The organism is Pseudomonas sp. LF-5 (genome assembly GCF_037626295.1).
GTDB lineage: Bacteria > Pseudomonadota > Gammaproteobacteria > Pseudomonadales > Pseudomonadaceae > Aquipseudomonas > Aquipseudomonas monsensis.
Window position 1 is genome coordinate 1,086,389 of the sequence record NZ_JARKMT010000001.1, and the last position, 19,583, is coordinate 1,105,971.

Sequence of the window (19,583 nt, forward strand, 5' to 3'; positions counted from 1 at the left end):
GCAACCCATCGGGGATAAATCCCCTCACCACACAATAAACAGGCACTCATTAATCAAGTGCATAAAAAAACGGCGCTCACGGGGCGCCGTTTTTCATGTCCGCAGTGAACACCTTAATTAGTAGTAGGCGTTTTCTTTCTGCGTGTGGTCGGTCACGTCGCGAACACCTTTCAGCTCAGGAATGCGCTCAAGCAAGGTGCGCTCGATGCCTTCCTTGAGGGTGACGTCCGCCTGGCCGCAGCCCTGGCAACCGCCGCCAAACTGCAGCACGGCAATGCCATCCTCAACCACATCGATCAGGCTGACCTGACCGCCGTGGCTGGCCAGCCCCGGGTTGATTTCGGTCTGCAGGTAGTAGTTGATCCGCTCGTTGACCGGACTGTCGGCGTTGACCATCGGCACTTTGGCGTTTGGCGCCTTGATGGTCAACTGGCCGCCCATACGGTCGGTGGCGTAGTCGACAACGGCGTCGTCGAGAAACGCTTCGCTGAACGAATCAATGTAAGCGGTGAAGCTTTTCAGCCCCAGCGCGGTGTCTTCGGGTTTTTCTTCGCCCGGCTTGCAGTAGGCAATGCAGGTTTCGGCGTACTGGGTGCCAGGCTGGGTGATGAAGACGCGGATGCCGATGCCCGGGGTGTTCTGCTTGGACAGCAGATCAGCCAGGTAATCGTGGGCGGCGTCGGTAATGGTAATAGCGGTCATGGAAACTCCTCGCAGGCTTGGGCGCAGTTTACGCCAATCGTTGCGCCGGACAAAGTCCTAGTATTTTTGTCGGGAAAGATTCTCGACCGGCTCGTCGTCCACTCGCGCCTTGAGCCAGCGATAACTGCGTTTTTCCACCCATTCGTAGCTCAGCCACGAACCGACGCCGATGGCCAGTACACAGACGCCAAACATCAAATAAGGGTTGATACCGTAGCGCTGCGCGAGGAAACCACCGGCCGACAGCACCAGCACATGCATCAGGTACACCGAATAGGAGCAGTCGCCCAGCAGCTTGAGCACTCGGCTGCGCTCGACATAACGCTCCAGCGCCATGCACGACAGCACCAGCACCGCGCTCGGCACGCCCCAGTTCAATAGCCTTGGCGCCGGCGCGAGGTGATAAATGGCCAGCAACGCCGCGCCGATTCCCAGCAACGGCAGCCATAGGCCGGCACCGATCCAGCCACGGCGGTAGAGCATGCCGATGGCGATCCCCAGCAAAAACTCATAGACGATATCCGAGCGATAGAACGCGCTGATCCAGCCAAACCCGGTCCACGCCTGACTGACCGCGAACAGCAACGCCGCGACCACCAGCAGCCGCACTTCCAGGCGAAACAGCAGAGCCCAGGCGAACAGCACGTAGAAGAGCATTTCGTAATTGAGCGTCCAGCCGACATTGAGCGTTGGATAAATGCCGTAGCCACCGGGATTTTCGGTCGGAATGAAGAGCAGCGACAGGAGCAGATGGTTCCAGTCCAACGACTGATCCGGCAACAGCGGCTGAGCGAACACCACCAGCAACGCCATCAGCAACGTGTACAGCCAATACGCCGGGACGATGCGAAACAGCCGGTACAGCAGAAACCGCGTCGGCGGCAGCGACTTGCCCTCAGTGGAGAGGAAAATCACCAGGCCGCTGATGACGAAGAAGATATCGACCCCCACCGCGCCTTTGTCGATGAACAACTGCCCCAGCGGTCCACGTGCCTTGAAGTCGAAGAAAATCTGCATGAAGTGGTGGCAAACCACCGTCCAGGCGGCAAGTGCACGCAGGGCTTGCACTGAAATCAACATTGACCGCTCCTGACCAGATCGCTCGAAACCACCGCCGATACCTTGTAGGAGTGAGCCTGCTCGCGATGGCGTCAGCCCGATCAACATGTGATGCGCCTGACACACCGCGATCGCGAGCAGGCTCACTCCTACAATAGTTTCGCGGTGTCGCCAGGTATTGGGACAGCAGGTCCCACTCAAACGATCAAAGATTCTCGTAGCGGTTCATGTCCAGTACGCCCTCTTCCACCGGCTCGGTTTCGTGCATGTACTGACTCAGGTCGTGAAAATAGAACCAGAATTGCGGATGACTGCGACGAATCCCCCAGCGTTCGACGATTTTCTCGAAGCGGTCGGCGTCCTTGGCATGCTCCATGGCGTCAACAAACGCGGGTACCTGATCGGCCGGAATATTGAACATGAAGTTCGGATAACTGCTGAGTACCCCAGGATAAATGGTCAAGGTGTCGAGCCCCGGCTGATAGCGCAGCGACTCGCCCAACAGGAACGCCACGTTGCTGTGCGCGCGATTGCGCAGCAGGCTGTAGACCTCGCGCTTGCCGCTGGCGGTCTCGATGCGCAACATCGTTGCTTCCGGCAGTTGTTCGATGACCTTCAAGCCGGCAGCCGGGCGCGATGTCAGGCGACTGAGGGCCTGTTCGGCATTCTGCAGCGCCGGGTCGATATTCGGCCGCGAGCAATACGCGCCGTCGCACCGGTTGATCGGATCAGGCCGCGCATTGAGATCGCCGTAACGCGCCAGCAACTGCATGGCGAAGTCATATTTGGGGTCTTTCCCTGCGAGTTTCAGCCCGGTCGGCTTGTCGTCGTCGATCGCCTCATAATCAAGCCACATCTTGAACTGACCGCTGCTCTGGTACCAATCGTCGAGGTAGTCCTCACGGGAATCGGCCGGCATCAGGCGCAGGAAATTCTGCTCGGCGCCGTTGCGGATCAGGTCGAAATACAGGCGGGTCTGCGCCTGATGGGAGACATTGCCGAACACATCGAAGTTGACCGCCAACTGGTAATAGGTGCGCTCCAGCAGCGGATAATCGAACAGCCACATAGTCTGTGGCACTTCGCCGATCAGGCCTTTGGTCACCGAGGCGCTGTCGAAGTGGCGGAAGATGCTCAACAGCGCATTGTCGTTGCCGGCCCACAGGGTCGACCAGCTCGGCGGCGGTTGGTCGGCGTAGCTGTCGCGGCGCAGGGCCTCGTACTCGTTACGCTTGTCGCGGTAGTTGCGCCACAGGCTGAGGACACTGCCGACGTCATCGTTCTGCCCCGGCATCGCCAGCAACGGTGTGGCATGGCCGCGATAGTTCGGGTCGGTGATATACAGGTCGTGCTCCGGCGCCTGGAACAGCGCCCAGAAGTTGTCGCGGATCACGTCGGTCGCGATCTGCCCCCGGCACACTGGCCCGCGAATGAAGGTGCGAACGAAGTACTCGGCGTTATCGAGCATGAACTGATAACGCGCCTGTGCCGGGATCGCCTCGAACGTGGCAAACGGGTTGGCCCGGCTCTGCGGTCCATACCCCGGCAAAGCGTTGACCTGCCAGTTGCCGCTGTAGAACAGGCTTTTGACCCGCGCCATCTTCGCCGCGCTCAGCGGATAGGTGATGTGGGTCTTGTGCACGATCACCCCTTGCACGGGCCACAAGCGGTAGTACACCTGAGTACCCGGATCATCGTTCGGACGGCGGGTGGCAATCAGGTCGATTGGCTGGCCGGTCGGTGTGCGCGAACGCACCCACTGGAAGTAATGCCCTGGCTCGCCGTCCTTGAAATACAGGTGCGCGAGAAACCAGTGCTCGTACAGCCAGCGTCCGACCAGACTCTGACGGGCACCGGGGGTGTTGAGCAGGTTTTCCCACTGCACGATCTGCAGTGCCTCTTTGGCGCTGGGCGCCAGGCCTTGCTCGTCAATTGGCGCACCGGACGCCAGCCAGCGTTGCAGCGTCTGGTATTGCTGATCGGTCAGACCGGTCACCGCCAGTGGCATGCCTTCTTTCGGATGAGCGCCGGCATAGCCTTCGAACTCGGCGGGCATCGCGCACATGTTTTCCCGTTGCAGGCCGAGGACGATGTCTTCAGGGAGTTTGGCATTCGGGGTCAACGGGGTTTTGTGCCCCAGCTCCAGCATGCGCGCCATCAGCGCCGCCTGACTGCCTTGGGCATCGAGCACCGAATAGAAGTCTTTCTGCTGCCAGGCACGCTTGCCAAAAGCGTCGTAGAACAGTCGGGTGGTCGGCGCGGCCTGAGTCCGCTCGCCGTCATACACCGGCATCTTGCTCGCGCCACGGGCGGCGCCTTCACCACTGCCCAGGTTCAGCTGACAGGCGGAGTCGTAGCACGCATGGCAGGCCACGCACTTTTCGGTGAAGATCGGCTGAATATCACGGGTATAGGAAATAGTGGGATCTTGCGCAGCAGCGCCCCAGCTTAAAAACAGCAAAAATATGCTGATGACGCGGTACGACATGCCCTTGATCCCGATCCTGAAAAAAACGTCGCGATTCTACAGGATGACGCCCGCACCAACATGAGCGATATTCATGCAAAACCGCCGCATGCTCCAAAACCGCACAGGTTTGTTATGATCCCGGCCCTTCGTCATGGTCTTTTCGAGTAGTCCCAATGTCCGATCGCAGCGTTCGACTTCAAGCTCTCAAGCAAGCTCTCAAAGAGCGCATCCTGATTCTCGATGGCGGTATGGGCACGATGATCCAGAGCTACAAGCTCGAAGAACAGGATTATCGCGGCAAACGCTTCGCAGACTGGCCGAGTGACGTCAAGGGCAACAACGACCTGTTGGTGATCACCCGTCCGGATGTGATCGGCGGCATCGAGAAAGCCTATCTGGATGCCGGCGCCGACATCCTCGAAACCAACACCTTCAACGCCACACGGATTTCCATGGCCGACTACGGCATGGAAGAACTGGCGTACGAACTAAACGTAGAAGGCGCACGCCTGGCCCGCAAGGTTGCCGACGCCAAGACCGCCGAGAACCCGGACAAGCCGCGTTTCGTTGCCGGCGTGCTCGGTCCTACGAGTCGCACCTGCTCGCTGTCGCCGGACGTCAACAACCCCGGCTACCGCAACGTCACCTTCGATGAACTGGTGGAGAACTACACCGAGGCCACCAAAGGCCTGATCGAGGGCGGCGTCGACCTGATCCTGATCGAAACCATTTTCGACACCCTCAACGCCAAAGCGGCGATCTTCGCCGTGCAAGGGGTGTTCGAAGAGCTGCACATCGAACTGCCGATCATGATTTCCGGGACCATCACCGACGCTTCCGGCCGCACCCTGTCGGGCCAGACCACCGAAGCGTTCTGGAACTCCGTGGCCCACGCCAAACCGATTTCCGTGGGCCTCAACTGCGCCCTCGGCGCCAGTGAACTGCGCCCCTACCTGGAAGAGCTGTCGAACAAGGCCAGCACCCACGTTTCGGCGCACCCGAACGCGGGTCTGCCGAACGAATTCGGCGAGTACGACGAACTGCCGTCGCAAACCGCCAAGGTCATCGAAGAATTCGCCCAGAGCGGTTTCCTCAACATCGTCGGCGGTTGCTGCGGCACCACCCCGGGCCATATCGAAGCGATCGCCAAAGCCGTGGCCGGTTACGCACCGCGACAGATTCCAGACATTCCCAAGGCCTGCCGCCTGTCCGGTCTGGAGCCGTTCACCATTGATCGCAGCTCGTTGTTCGTCAACGTCGGCGAACGCACCAACATCACCGGTTCCGCCAAGTTCGCCCGTCTGATCCGTGAAGACAACTACACCGAAGCCCTGGAGGTCGCCCTGCAGCAGGTCGAGGCCGGTGCGCAGGTGATCGACATCAACATGGACGAAGGCATGCTCGATTCGAAGAAGGCTATGGTGACCTTCCTCAATCTGATCGCCGGTGAACCAGATATCTCTCGCGTGCCGATCATGATCGACTCGTCGAAATGGGAAGTGATCGAAGCCGGCCTCAAGTGCATTCAAGGCAAGGGCATCGTCAACTCGATCAGCATGAAAGAAGGCGTCGAGCAGTTCATCCATCACGCCAAGCTGTGCAAGCGCTACGGTGCCGCCGTGGTGGTGATGGCGTTCGACGAAGCCGGCCAGGCCGACACCGAAGCGCGCAAGAAAGAGATCTGCAAACGCTCCTACGACATTCTGGTCAACGAAGTCGGCTTCCCGCCGGAAGACATCATCTTCGACCCGAACATCTTCGCCGTGGCCACCGGTATCGAGGAACACAACAACTACGCCGTGGACTTCATCAACGCCTGCGCCTACATCCGCGATGAGCTGCCGTATGCCCTGAGCTCCGGCGGCGTGTCCAACGTGTCGTTCTCGTTCCGTGGCAACAACCCGGTGCGCGAGGCGATCCACTCGGTGTTCCTGCTCTACGCGATCCGCGCCGGCCTGACCATGGGCATCGTCAACGCCGGTCAGCTGGAGATCTACGACCAGATCCCGCAGGAGCTGCGCGACGCCGTTGAAGACGTGATCCTCAACCGCACGCCGGAAGGCACCGACGCCCTCCTCGCCATCGCCGACAAATACAAGGGCGACGGCAGCGTCAAGGAAGCCGAGACCGAAGAGTGGCGCAGCTGGGACGTCAACAAGCGTCTGGAGCATGCGCTGGTCAAGGGCATCACCACCCACATCGTCGAAGACACCGAAGAATCGCGCCAGTCGTTCGCCCGTCCGATCGAAGTGATCGAAGGCCCGCTGATGTCCGGCATGAACATCGTCGGCGACCTGTTCGGCGCCGGCAAAATGTTCCTGCCGCAAGTGGTGAAATCCGCCCGCGTGATGAAGCAGGCGGTGGCCCACCTGATCCCGTTCATCGAACTGGAAAAAGGCGACAAGCCCGAAGCCAAGGGCAAGATCCTCATGGCTACGGTGAAGGGAGACGTGCACGACATCGGCAAGAACATAGTCGGCGTGGTGCTGGGCTGTAACGGCTATGACATCGTCGACCTTGGCGTGATGGTGCCGGCCGAGAAGATTCTGCAGGTGGCCAAGGAAGAAAAGTGCGACATCATCGGCCTCTCCGGCCTGATCACGCCGTCGCTGGACGAAATGGTTCATGTCGCCCGGGAAATGCAGCGCCAGGATTTCCACCTGCCGCTGATGATCGGTGGCGCGACCACCTCCAAGGCGCACACCGCGGTGAAAATCGAGCCGAAGTACAGCAACGATGCCGTGGTCTACGTGACCGACGCCTCTCGTGCGGTAGGTGTGGCAACGCAATTGCTGTCCAAGGAGTTGAAGGCCGGTTTCGTCGAGAAGACGCGCCTGGAATACGTCGATGTGCGTGAGCGCACCTCCAACCGCAGCGCCCGTACCGAGCGTCTGAGCTACGCCGCTGCCATTGCCAAGAAGCCGCAGTTCGACTGGGCGAATTACCAGCCGGTCAAACCGATCTTCACCGGCAGCAAGGTGCTGGACAATATCGACCTCAAGGTCCTCGCCGAGTACATCGACTGGACGCCGTTCTTCATTTCCTGGGACCTGGCCGGCAAGTTCCCGCGCATCCTCGAAGACGAAGTGGTCGGTGAAGCCGCCACCGCGCTGTACAAGGACGCCCAGGAAATGCTCGCCAAGCTGATCGACGAAAAGTTGATCAGCGCCCGCGCGGTGTTCGGCTTCTGGCCGGCCAATCAGGTGCATGACGACGACATCGAGCTGTACGGCGATGACGGCAAGCCGTTGGCCAGACTGCATCATCTGCGTCAGCAGATCATCAAGACCGACGGCAAGCCGAACTTCTCGCTGGCCGACTTCGTGGCCCCGAAAGACAGCGACGTCACCGACTACGTTGGTGGTTTCATCACCACGGCCGGCATCGGCGCCGAAGAAGTGGCCAAGGCTTATCAGGACGCCGGCGACGATTACAACTCGATCATGGTCAAGGCCCTCGCCGACCGTCTGGCCGAGGCATGTGCCGAGTGGCTGCACCAGCAGGTGCGTAAAGAGCACTGGGGTTATGCCAAGGACGAGACCCTCGACAACGAGGCGCTGATCAAAGAGCAATACAGCGGCATCCGCCCCGCTCCGGGTTATCCGGCGTGCCCGGATCACACGGAGAAGGCCGCGCTGTTTGCCCTGCTCGACCCTGAGGCCGCCGAAATGCGCGCCGGTCGCAGCGGTGTGTTCCTCACCGAACACTACGCGATGTTCCCGGCGGCAGCGGTCAGCGGCTGGTACTTCGCCCATCCGCAGGCGCAATACTTTGCGGTGGGCAAGGTCGACAAGGACCAGGTGCAGAGCTACACCTCGCGCAAAGGACAGGAACTGAGCGTAACCGAACGCTGGCTCGCACCGAACCTGGGCTACGACAACTGAGACTTGCCAGGGCATGGGCGCCTGTTGCCGCCCATGCCCTGCCGGTCACTCAGTTCACGGGCGCCATGAAGGGCCCGGCTGCGGTGAAGCCGGTCGCGCCTGCTGCGGTGGCCCGTCAACGGTTGCCAGCCTCGTGATTTCCCCACGCGACAACTCGATCAGTTTCTCGTTGCGCGCAGTGGTCAGTTCGATCTCCAGCCGATTCATCGCCGTCTGGTACTGCTCCGTGGACAGTGCATCGCCTTGCCAGTCCGGATACGTGTCCTCGACCTCAATCTGTCGTCGCGTGGCATTTTGCTCAAGGGTGGCGAAGGTTTCAGGATTGCGTTCTACCAGGTAGCGGACCCAGTAATCGCGCAAGACCAGATTCCGCAGAAACTCGTCGGACGCTTCGGTCTCCAGTACGGTGCGACGTGCATCGAGCAGTGCCTGTCCATGAATCGGTGTGCCATACAGCATCTGTTGCGGTTGTCCGGGCAATTCCAGCCCATCCGGCCAGCCGGCGGTCATGCCGATCCGGTATTGCAGGCGAATTTCCGCTCGATCTTCACCGACAGCGACGCGCTCAGCCAGGCGATCGACCTGCTCCAGCCGAAACATTTGCCGCGACAGGTCCAGCAAGGCCCGGCCGCGCCGATCCGAAGACCACCGGGGCACATCGCGCAGGGCGTTGTATTTGAACACCCGGGTTTCCATCTCGCTGAAAGACAGGCTACGGCCGTCGGCACACGTCGCATGAGTCTGCGCATCGACAAACAGCTTCTCGCGCAACTCGCTGTTTTCCGCGGCGGCCCGGATCACCTCCCACACGCGAAAACTCAGATGGGCAGGCGACAGCTTGAAATCACTGGTGTCGCGCAGCGTCCAGAGCAGATGAAAGAACGGTCCGTAGCCGTCTGCCTCGGCCAGTTGCCGCCACAGTGCCGCATGCTCGTCACGCAAGGTGCCAGTCGTATTGGCCAACCAGGGTTCAAGGGCATCCTGCGCGACATAAGTGGCCGGGTTGTCGATGGACTCCAGTTCCTCCACATTGGCCTGTGGGTCGACCTGCTCAAGGTCTTCTTCGCTGTCGGAATCCCATTCCAAATCCGAGTCAGACTCTGACGAGCTGTCCGGATGACGGTTAGCCGCGGCGATGCGCAGATCCAGTTCATTGCGGGAAATCCCCATGACATCACCATCGCCGTGGGCAATGCTGTAATCGCGCAGGCGCTCCAGACTGTCGCGCGACAACTGACTGTTTTCTTCCAGGCGGGTGCCGCGCGCCAGCATCTCATGACCACCGTCGAACAGACCGGCCGGAATCATTTGCAGGCGATTGCCCCGCACATCCAAAGTGTGCAGATACTCTGACTCAAGGGCGCCGACGGGCCAGGCATGAAGGCCGTTGTACGCCAGGTTCAGGGTTTCAAGGCGACCGAACGCACTGACATCGAAAGTATCCAGCTGATTGTTGCTCACATCCAGCCAGCGCAACCGCTCCCCTCGCAACGTTTCATACAACGTTCGCGGGTCCGTGAAACGGTTGCTATTGAGCTCCAGCCGTTCGAGCCGCGACATGCCTCGCACGGCATCCGGTATCGCCTCCAGGTCATTACCATCGAGCACCAGTGTGTCGACTGCGGGAAATGCCCTCAAAAACCCGTTCGAGCCTTGCTCAGTGATCCGTACACCGGTGAGCAAAAGGCGTGTCACCGCGGGAAACTGCACGGGCAAAGCCGGTAAGTCGCCTGTTTGCGCCTTCATGAGATCCAGCACTTGCCCATTCTCTTGGGTTGGCGCGATCAGCCCGTCCAGCCAGCAGCGGTAAATCTGTTTCGCCGCCAGGCTGCGACTTTGCGCCGACACAAACCTTCTCGACGTTTGGAACTCGCGGATATAGAGCCAGCCGTTCAACTGGACAGCCAGTGTTTCACCCGTCTGCTTCCAGTCATTGAGCCGGCCTTCGATCTGCAGATCACTGAGGCCGGCATTGCGCAGGTGCGCAATGTGCTGCAGCGCCCGTTGCGGACTCAACAGTGGATCGAGCGCCTGCAAACGCGCAGCGAACCCGACGGTATCTGCAGGCGCGGACGTGTGCCGGGGCAGCGGCAACAGGCCTTGCTTCACACTCCAGCCGGTTTCCGACGGCGGAAACACCTCGGGCACCGATTCCTGCGCAAAGCGTTGCAGCGTACCTGCAGGCAAACCTTGCGCCGTTTCAATCCGATGCAGCGCCGCCGTCAGGTCAGACGCGCTATCCGCCGTGAACGGATTACCCGTCAGATTGACTTTGATCAGCGTGTCCGGGTGCGCAAGCACCTGCTCCGGCAGACGTGCAAGCGCATTGTCACGCAGGTCGATCCAGGTCAACCCGGCCATGTTTTCTGCGTCCCTTGGCCATGCCTTGAGCCGAGTGGCCCGCAGATTCACGGTCTTGAGCCGGGTCAAGGCACCCAGGTCGAGCTGGCCCAATGGGTTATGGCTGAGGTCGAGGTCTTCGATGTTCGTCAGAGCGTTCAACTGGTGCTGTACCACCGGCGTCACAGAGAGGCTGTTGCCCGCCAGATTCAACCGGGTCAATTGCGGCAAGTCTGCGGAGGAGATCGGCACCTCGGTCAGTTCGGTGTCAGCGATTTCGAGACTTTGCGCTTCACTGAATGCCTGAACGAAACCGCGAATATGCTCGGCAGGTACATCCAGTTCACGCAAGCGCACTGTCTTCACATGGTCAAACGCTCCGGCGGGCAACACGGGCAGCGTTTTGAACCGGGGACTACCGTGCAGGCTCAGATACGCGTCCGCCGGCGGCAGCTCGAACAGTGCCTGCTTGACGGGCACACCGTACCGCTGGCTCACGCCATTGCGCCAGGTACTCTGCAGCGCTTTGAGCAAACTGGAATTCGGCACTTCGTTCCAAAGCGGCAGCAGTCTGGCCGTGCGCAATCCCGAGGACTGGATAGGCTCATGAAACGGCCGGAATATCCCGGCGTACTCGACACTCAGCGCCTGAATGGCCTCAAGGTCGAGGTTGAGCAGTCGCTCAGGGAGCGGATCGAGGTAGCCGCGTATGCCCATCAGAAATTCCAGTTCGCCCTGGACGTAACTGCGCACCATCTGCTCCACGTCCATCAAGTGGCCCAGTGCCGCCTCGTGGCTTTTGACGTACTCGCAGGCACGCGTGAAGTCCTCGTAAGCGACCTTTCGCCAATTCAGCGACAACCCCGCCCATTGCTTCTCATGCCCGGTGTAAAACGCCTCAGGGATCGAGCGAATCGCCGTGTTGCTCAGGTCGAATCGTTCCAGTGCGGGCAGATCCAGTGTTTCGACCGGCCACTGCGTCATGTGAGGTGCGTTGAGGGTCAGGGTTTTCAGATTCACCAACGATGCCAGACAGCGCTCCGGGAACACCGTGTCTGTGCCGTAAATCTTTATTTCCAGCGCCTCAAGGGCCGTGAGTGGTGCCAGTCGCGGGGCAAAATCGGCAGGAAGGCTCATGTGGGACGCGTAACTCAGGCTTTTGAGCGTGGTCATCCTGCTGACTGAACGTGGCAGGTTGGTCAATTCCTGAATACGTAAACGTATGAACCTGAACAGCTCGCTACGCGAGCCTATCCTGAGCTTTTCCAGGCCCTGGAATCGTGCGAGAAAACCATCGGCATTGGCATCGGTCAGGCCGCTTCCGCTTACTGACAATTCACGGACGTGGCTGAAATCCGCCGTGAGTGTCGGCAACAGGTCTTCGCTGTCGATCTCCAGGCGCGCAGCACGCGGCTCTTGCGCGGCCAACGGTGCCGCACGCCAGCTTGTTTCAAATGCTTGTGCGGTATTCCTGCGGCGTTGTTGCGCGGTTTCCGGCAGCGGTCGACCAAAGGGATCGCGCGGCACCACCTCCGGCGTCCCGATCCACGCTTCAAGCGTGGCCTTCTGCGCGGCCCATTCTTGCTCACGGCGCAACAACTCGCTGTAGATTTGCCCTTCGGACAGACCTGCCTGCGATTGCTGACGTATAAATTCGTTGGCCTGCGCATCGCTCAGCCCCGGATAGACATCGCGCACCTTCGCTGTGAGTGGCGGGTTGAATGCCTGGCCGCGACCACTGGCGTAATACCCGACCAGGGTCTCATTGACCCGCACGGGGGGCTTGAACAACTTCGCCTGTGGCTCCAGGGCCTGCAGGACATCTGCGCGATTGCGCCCGGCCTGCTCGATGATACGGCTTTGCAAGTCAGCGCCTTGACCGACATGGGGGATGCCCAGGCTACGGCGAGCGTCATCGGGCAGCGCGTGCAGGATCGACGCGTAGAAATTGTCACCCTCCCTGGACAGGCTGTTGAGCGCCTCGCCCCGCTCATCGAACGCCTGAAACTGCGGGCCGTTTTTGATCAGGAATTTCCTGTGCAGGGCTGGCACGTCACCGATACTGTCGAGCAATGCACCGGTCGTACTGCCATCGCGAACTTCCAGGCGCACGTTGTCGGGCCAGCCCGGCATCCGCTGCAACATCTGCAAGGCCAGGCGTCGACTGTCGGCCGATGCCTGATTGTCGCTGCGCAGCCCCGCATAGGCCCGGGTCTGCCGCCCCTGTCGTGCATACCAGCGCGCCTCCTCCAGCATGCGCAACGGCACACGACGGGTCTGCGCGAGCCGCTCGAGATCATCCGCCGCGGCATGATGGAGCACTTCCTGGGCGGCAGACTCGCTGAGACCGGGACAGGTTCGCTGCAGCAGTGTGACCTGCCGGTCCCGGGATGGCGTGCCGGCATAAAGACTGTCGAAAATCGCCGACTGGCGGCCGCTGGCGTATTCCGCCAGCAATTCACCGAGCGCTGGCGCCCGGGCGTCGGGCGCCAGCGGGCCGCGTCCGCGCAACAGCTGACCCAGCTCAGCCTGATCGAGGCTGGCCACAATCCGGCGGTTCAGTTCTCCACCCAGGACCTGCGAACGCGTCAAGCGAATGGCCGGCCTGGCGTCGACACCGGGCACCCGCCAGCGCTCACCGTATTTGACCGACGCGCCGCTCAACTGCGGCCCTTCGAACACCTCCAGCACCCGTCCCGACGGCCAAGTGGGCAGGTCAGTCATCAATGGCAAGGCGTAGAGATATTTCTCGTTGATCGGCCTGGTTCCGCGCAGTTGCTCGATGACCTCGTCGACGCCCGCATCGGCCCTGAACAGACGCAGAGCGTCGGTCAACGCCGGCGGCGGCACCGCGTGATCGACGTGCATCTTGCGCAACGCGTTGTCACTGACGCCGCTGACGTCGGCAAGCCTGATCAGCTCGGCATCGGAGAACCCGTCGGTTTCGTGCCCCAAGCGCCGTAACAGCGTCAGACGGTCCCATTCCAGGGGGCGCTCCAGCGTATGCCGCCAGGCGCCGCGGCCATTGCTGCCAAGAATCGGCTGATAGGCCGTGGTATCGCTCGGGTGGCGGATTCGCCATTTGCCCAGTGATTCATCGAAAAACTGTTCAAACACGCGGTCGCCCTGACGAATGAAGGTCTGCGTACCGACCTCATACTGCCCCGCTTCGTTCGGCATAGCGTTGGCGTCCAGCACGACACTGGACTCATAAGCGCTGAGGTCCGGCTTCCAGAGGCGGGTTTCGCCATTGGGCAAGGTTACCGGATGCAGTTGCTCGATCACCGGTTCAGGCCTGGCTGCCGAGAACCTGCGCACACCGACACCCACCCCGGCCATCACCGCAATCTGCGCGAGGTTTTCAGCTACATCGAGCAAATGATCCTTGGCCGCCCTGCGGTCGCCCTCGCCCCACTCCACTGCGCCCTCAAGGGTTTCGTACAGCAACTGACCGGCCATCACCACCATCATGACCTCCCCCAGCACCGGCACGAACATCGACACCATGTTCAGACCGAGCATGCCGATTTGCAGCAGATGCGCCAGTTTGGCATCGCGCGCCCTGACATCGACATCAGCGCTGGGCACCGCGTGGCTGCGAGCATCGGCCAGCACCTTGGCGCAACTCTCGGTGTAGAGGTATTCCCAGAGGTTCTGGTTTTCCTCCCAAAGGCCTCTGCGCCGCTGTGTCCAGATCGACGGCGCAATGTAAGGGTCAGGTTCCGGTTCCAGTTTCGCCGCCGGCGGCGGCGGTAGCTCCCTGATCCGGGTGAATGCTGCGCCGGCGCCCAGATCGAGAATCGTGCGCCAGGGTGAACGCCAGTAATCGCTCGGAGAGTCGGCGGCCTTACGGGTGAACTGAATGAAATAATACCCACGCGCCTCGTAAGGCAGGAACTGACTGAGGAACCGCTGGTAATCAGTCGGTTCGGCGCTCGTGGCGTTGCCAGCGTGCCGCGCTGTGAGCAAGCGCTTGAACTCCGCCGTGGCCTGATCGCCGCGATAGCATTTGAAGGGATGCTCCGGGTCATGGGGGATATAAAAAACCCACTCATTGCTGTAGCGGTACTTTTCACAGATCGAAAACACCACACATCCGGTCAGCCTTTTGTCCATGACCGCCAGATCGCGGAACCAGACCGGTTTATGGCCGACCGACGGATTCAGCTCATCGTTGATGACCGACACAATCATGGCGTAGTGCGCCGGCTCGATATCCTCTTTCAAGAGGGCCAGCTCGGCAGCCGCGCGCATCGCGGCTTTCTGACTGGCGATGAACTGCTGACGGAACGCCGTTGCCGCCACCGCATCCGTCGGATGGAAGAAGCCGCGCAAGTACGTCTGGTATTGCTTGCCGATGTCGAGGTGACGGCACAGGCTCAGAAACTGGCTGACCGACACGTTGACGGTCACCGCATGGAAGGTGTCCGGCGAAGTGCCCACCACAACGAAACCGGAGGTTTCATGGTAGGCCCCGGGGCGGCATTCGTCGGCCTCGAAGTTGTGCAGGGCGGCGTCCAGCATCGAGAGTTTCAGAACCTCGAACGACGACAGCTCAATGGCCAAAATACCCACCTGCAGTGGACGCCGCAGGCACAACAGGGTGTTGTCGACATCCACCTGCACTTGATACTGCTCGCGCAGCGCCTTGAGCAGCAGCGGCCGGGCGAAGGCCTCGATGTCCTGAAACGAGGACAGGGTTTTATCCAAGCGGTTTTGCGCGATGAGACTGGCCGTTGAGCTGTCGTCCAGCGCCTTACGCCGGGCGGGCGAAGCGCTCCGATACCACGATGGCAGGACGGTGTGGCTGCCCTTCAGCGCCCGACGGCGTTGCGTCGAGGCGTCGGTCAGCCAACGGGGTATCGATTTTTCAAGAAAGTCGGCGTGCAGGCTGCGGGTGGCGAGCGGTTTCACCGGAACGGACGGCGCAGGCCCGCTCAAGCCTGGAGGCGAAGAATTACTGATCATGTTCACTCCTTTTAATGGAGTGAAAAGAAGACCATCTCAGTGGCGAGCACTTGCGGTACATAGGTATCGCTTGCACAGGAATTGGTAACCGACTGTGTAAAGTGCCGGGCCGCGTCAGGTTGTCTATGCTCTACAGGTCAATGTGCGCGACGAGGGATATATGGACGATCCAATCGACAACAAACCACCGACCTTCTGGCAGATGCTGCACAGCGTCATGGCCGCGGCGTTCGGGGTGCAGAGCGGGAAAAACCGGGCCAGGGATTTCACCCATGGCAAACCCAGTCATTTCGTGATCCTGGGCATTCTGTTCACGGCAGTGTTCGCGCTGACCCTGTTCGCCATCGTCAAACTGGTGCTGCACTTCGCCGGTCTCTGAGCGGCTTCAGTGCATCAGGGTTTGCAGAGTGAACGGGTAGCGATAGGAAGACGGTCGGCCCTTGGCCGAGAGTTTGCGGAAGCTCACGCCATAGTTCGGCGTGTTGCCCATCGCCAGCATTTGCCGGGCGTGGTGTTTGTCGATCAGTTGCAACAGAGGGATTTGCCGGTCACGCCCACCGTACTGATTCAGATCGACGCCCTGCTGATAATCATGCAACTCGACCAGTGCCCATCCGCCCAGCGTGAAATGCCCACCGACCAGCGCGCTCAGGCGCCCGTCGATCACGGCCTGCAAGGCTGCGGGTGATGTGTTGACGGCGCTGAACAGCGCGTCTTTGCCCGGCGTCTTCCCGGTTTCGGCAAACGCGCGCATCGCACCGAAGGCCATTTCATCGTTTGCCGACCACACCAGCGACACCTTCGGATAACGACTGAACAATTGCCGGGCCTGTTCGTAGGCCCGCTGCTGCATCCAGCCGCTGTAGACCATCTGCCGCAAGCGCACTTGCGGGTGTTCGGCCAGTGCGCGCTGCATGCCGTGTTCGCGCAGTTGCGCCGACGGCGTGATTTTCAGACCGGAGAACGCCAGCAGCTCAATCTCTTCATTGGCCGCGACCGGCGGATGCAGGCGAATCAACTCCTTCATCATCAGGTAACCGCCCTCCTCGTCGTTCGGCACCAGGCTACCGATTCGATCGGGTCGCTCCCCCACCAGCGCTTGCTGGTTGGGCGTCAGCGCGGCGTTAACCATGAACAGCTTCACCCCGCTGTTTTCCGCCAGACGCAGAATCTGCGGGGCAACGTATTGCTCGTTGACGAACATCAGGTAGTCGGGGCGATTCGGCCCTTGCAGCGCCAGCCGGGCCTGGGCGATGGTCAATTCGGGTTGACGCTGGGCATAGAGAATCTGCAGCTCGATACCCAGATCCCGGGCGGCCGCCTGCATGAATTGCGAATAGCTGAGCCAGAAGGCTTCCTGTGTCGAGCCCGGATTAAGGAACAGCACCGATTCCGCTCTGGCAGCGGTCGCGAACAGCGCCCCTAACAGCAGCAGGCTGAGGTGGAAAATTTTCAACATGAACATCCGGGCCCAGGGAAAAATGGCCGCGCATTATAGCCACCGATCAACCGGCTATTGGCACGTAATCCCGCCTTTTGTCCGACAATCGTCGAAAACGGGCCCGGATGGGTCGTTTATTGATGACTGACCCAGAATACCGCCGTTCCCACCACCAGAATGATCAGGAACAGAATGGCCCACGCATCAACGCTGCTGTCGCTTTTCCTTGCCTTGGTCGGATTGCTCATTGCATCGCCTCTTGTCGGTTTTATCGGTGATTGCAGAAAGACTCGACCACAGTTAAGACGAGGATTGCCCGCACGACAAATGTGGGTTAGTTGACACCCGTTCTCGTTAGGCGATTTGGTTCTTTACATATACTCAAACATCACTTTTGCGCATAACTGCAAACGGGTATATTGCCCCGGCTCCGTTAGGGAGTGCGCGGCCGTGCGCGCGTAATTGCCGAGGCACCATCGGACTCCAGCAAGCGAAAACGCAGCGTTTTCCGAGTAGCCCAAAGCCTGAGAACAGGACTTATATGTACGTATACGACGAGTACGATCAGCGGATCATCGAGGACCGCGTCAAGCAGTTCCGTGATCAGACCCGACGCTATCTGGCAGGTGAGCTGAGCGAAGAAGAATTCCGCCCCCTGCGCCTGCAAAATGGCCTGTACATCCAGCGTTTTGCACCGATGTTGCGGGTGGCGGTGCCTTACGGCCAACTGACCTCGCGTCAGGTGCGCATGATGGCCAAAATTGCCCGCGACTACGACAAGGGCTACGCCCACATCAGTACGCGGCAGAACGTGCAGTTCAACTGGCCGGCGGTGGAAGACATCCCGGACATCCTTGCCGAACTGGCCACTGTGCAGATGCACGCGATCCAGACCAGCGGCAACTGCCTGCGCAACGTCACCACCGACCAGTTCGCCGGTGTCGCTGCCGATGAGCTGATCGACCCGCGCCCGTGGTGCGAGATCGTCCGCCAGTGGACCACGTTCCACCCGGAATTCGCCTACCTGCCGCGCAAATTCAAGATCGCCGTCAACGGTTCGACCGCTGACCGTGCCGCCATCGAAGTTCACGACATCGGCCTCGAGCCGGTGCACAACGCCGCCGGCGAACTCGGCTTCCGCGTGCTGGTCGGTGGCGGCCTCGGCCGTACCCCGGTGGTTGGCGCGTTCATCAACGAGTTCCTGCCGTGGCAGGACCTGTTGAGTTACCTCGACGCCATCCTGCGGGTCTACAACCGCTACGGTCGTCGCGACAACAAATACAAGGCGCGGATCAAGATCCTCGTCAAGGCGCTGACCCCTGAAGTCTTCGCGCAGAAAGTCGATGCGGAAATGCAACACCTGCGCGGCGGCCAGACCACCCTGACCGAAGCCGAACTGCATCGCGTCGCCAAGCACTTCGTCGACCCGGACTACAAGGCGCTGGACAACCAGACCGCGCAACTGGCCGAGCTGGACAAAGAACACCCGGGTTTTGCCCGCTGGCGCGCCCGCAACACCCTGGCACACAAGAAGCCGGGTTATGTTGCCGTGACTCTGTCGCTGAAGCCGACCGGTGTTGCTCCGGGCGACATCACCGACAAACAGCTCGATGCCGTCGCCGATCTGGCCGAGCGCTACAGCTTCGGTCAACTGCGCACCTCCCACGAGCAGAACATCATTCTCGCCGACGTCGAGCAAAGCCAGTTGTTCACCCTGTGGGGCGAACTGCGTGAAAGCGGTTTTGCCACGCCGAACATCGGCTTGCTGACCGATATCATCTGCTGCCCGGGCGGTGACTTCTGCTCGCTGGCCAACGCCAAGTCGATCCCGATTGCCGAATCGATCCAGCGCCGTTTCGACGACCTGGACTACCTGTTCGACATCGGTGAGCTGGACCTGAACATCTCCGGCTGCATGAACGCCTGCGGTCACCACCACGTCGGCCACATCGGCATTCTCGGCGTGGACAAGAAAGGTGAGGAGTTCTACCAGGTCTCCCTCGGCGGCAGCGCCAGCCGTGATGCGAGCCTGGGCAAGATCCTCGGCCCGTCTTTCGCCCAGGAAGCCATGCCAGATGTGATCTCGAAGCTGATCGACGTGTACGTCGAACAACGTACCGAAGACGAGCGCTTCATCGACACCTATCAGCGTATTGGCATCGACCTCTTCAAGGAACGCGTCTATGCAGCGAATCATTAAGAACAACGAGGTCGTCGACGAAACCTGGCACCTGTTGCCCAAGGATTTCAACATCGACGAAATCAGCAACTGCGACGATCTGATCGTGCCTCTGCAGCTGTGGCGCGAACACAGCCGCATGCTCAAGGCCCGCGACGGTGGTCTGGGTGTGTGGCTGGACGCCGACGAAGAAGCCGAGGAAATCGGTGACGACGTGGCTGAATTTCAGGTGATTGCCCTGAACTTCCCGGCGTTCACTGACGGGCGCAACTACTCCAACGCCCGTCTGCTGCGTGACCGCTACGGTTTCAAAGGCGAACTGCGGGCGATTGGTGACGTGCTGCGCGATCAGCTGTTCTACATGCGCCGCTGTGGTTTCGACGCCTTTGCCGTGCGTGCGGACAAAGACCCGTACGAAGCGTTGGAAGGTCTCAAGGACTTCTCGGTAACCTATCAGGCCGCCACCGACGAACCGCTGCCGCTGTTCCGTCGCCGTTGACCGCAAACCCCGAGCCCGCGCCTGCGGACTCGGGGTTTTCT

At 60.6% G+C, this 19,583-nt stretch carries 9 protein-coding genes; 4 read left to right on the top strand and 5 right to left on the bottom strand.

Features of this window, described 5'->3' with window-relative positions; translation table 11 throughout:
• Positions 1-117 precede the first annotated feature (117 nt).
• From nfuA to PseuLF5_RS04945, 3 genes are all read right to left on the bottom strand, one after another.
• Positions 118-702 carry a Fe-S biogenesis protein NfuA gene (nfuA, locus tag PseuLF5_RS04935; protein WP_003225494.1) on the bottom strand — a complete coding sequence of 195 codons (585 nt, stop codon included), beginning with the start codon at positions 700-702 and terminating at the stop codon, positions 118-120.
• 57 nt (positions 703-759) lie between these two features.
• Positions 760-1,782, bottom strand: a complete 1,023-nt coding sequence (locus tag PseuLF5_RS04940) for an acyltransferase family protein (protein ID WP_186745805.1) — start codon at positions 1,780-1,782, stop codon at positions 760-762.
• A gap of 184 nt (positions 1,783-1,966) precedes the next feature.
• Positions 1,967-4,249 (bottom strand): fatty acid cis/trans isomerase, encoded by a 2,283-nt coding sequence (locus PseuLF5_RS04945; RefSeq protein WP_128614769.1) that lies wholly within the window; start codon positions 4,247-4,249, stop codon positions 1,967-1,969.
• A gap of 155 nt (positions 4,250-4,404) precedes the next feature.
• Between PseuLF5_RS04945 and metH the strand changes: the two genes are divergently transcribed.
• Entirely contained in the window at positions 4,405-8,115 is a 3,711-nt protein-coding gene (metH, locus tag PseuLF5_RS04950) for a methionine synthase (protein WP_340133063.1), read from the top strand.
• Positions 8,116-8,169: 54 nt separating this feature from the next.
• Here metH and PseuLF5_RS04955 read toward each other — a convergent pair whose 3' ends face one another.
• The gene (locus PseuLF5_RS04955; protein WP_340133064.1) at positions 8,170-15,423 is read right to left on the bottom strand and encodes an NEL-type E3 ubiquitin ligase domain-containing protein; all 7,254 of its coding nucleotides are present in this window, start codon (positions 15,421-15,423) and stop codon (positions 8,170-8,172) included.
• Between the two features lie 160 nt (positions 15,424-15,583).
• Here PseuLF5_RS04955 and PseuLF5_RS04960 point away from each other — a divergent pair, with 160 nt between their 5' ends.
• The gene (locus PseuLF5_RS04960; RefSeq protein WP_123468196.1) at positions 15,584-15,802 is read left to right on the top strand and encodes a DUF2970 domain-containing protein; all 219 of its coding nucleotides are present in this window, start codon (positions 15,584-15,586) and stop codon (positions 15,800-15,802) included.
• A gap of 6 nt (positions 15,803-15,808) precedes the next feature.
• Here the strand turns inward: PseuLF5_RS04960 and PseuLF5_RS04965 are convergent, their stop codons facing one another.
• A complete protein-coding gene (locus PseuLF5_RS04965; RefSeq protein WP_186745810.1) occupies positions 15,809-16,882 on the bottom strand; it encodes an ABC transporter substrate-binding protein in 1,074 nt (357 codons plus the stop codon).
• 523 nt (positions 16,883-17,405) lie between these two features.
• Here PseuLF5_RS04965 and PseuLF5_RS04970 point away from each other — a divergent pair.
• Together PseuLF5_RS04970 and PseuLF5_RS04975 are read left to right on the top strand one after the other, a co-directional pair.
• Complete coding sequence (locus PseuLF5_RS04970) at positions 17,406-19,064, top strand: nitrite/sulfite reductase (RefSeq protein ID WP_123468194.1); 1,659 nt, start codon at positions 17,406-17,408, stop codon at positions 19,062-19,064.
• Positions 19,048-19,542, top strand: a complete 495-nt coding sequence (locus PseuLF5_RS04975) for a DUF934 domain-containing protein (protein ID WP_123468192.1) — start codon at positions 19,048-19,050, stop codon at positions 19,540-19,542. Before PseuLF5_RS04970 ends, PseuLF5_RS04975 begins: the two co-directional genes overlap by 17 nt.
• Positions 19,543-19,583 lie beyond the last annotated feature (41 nt).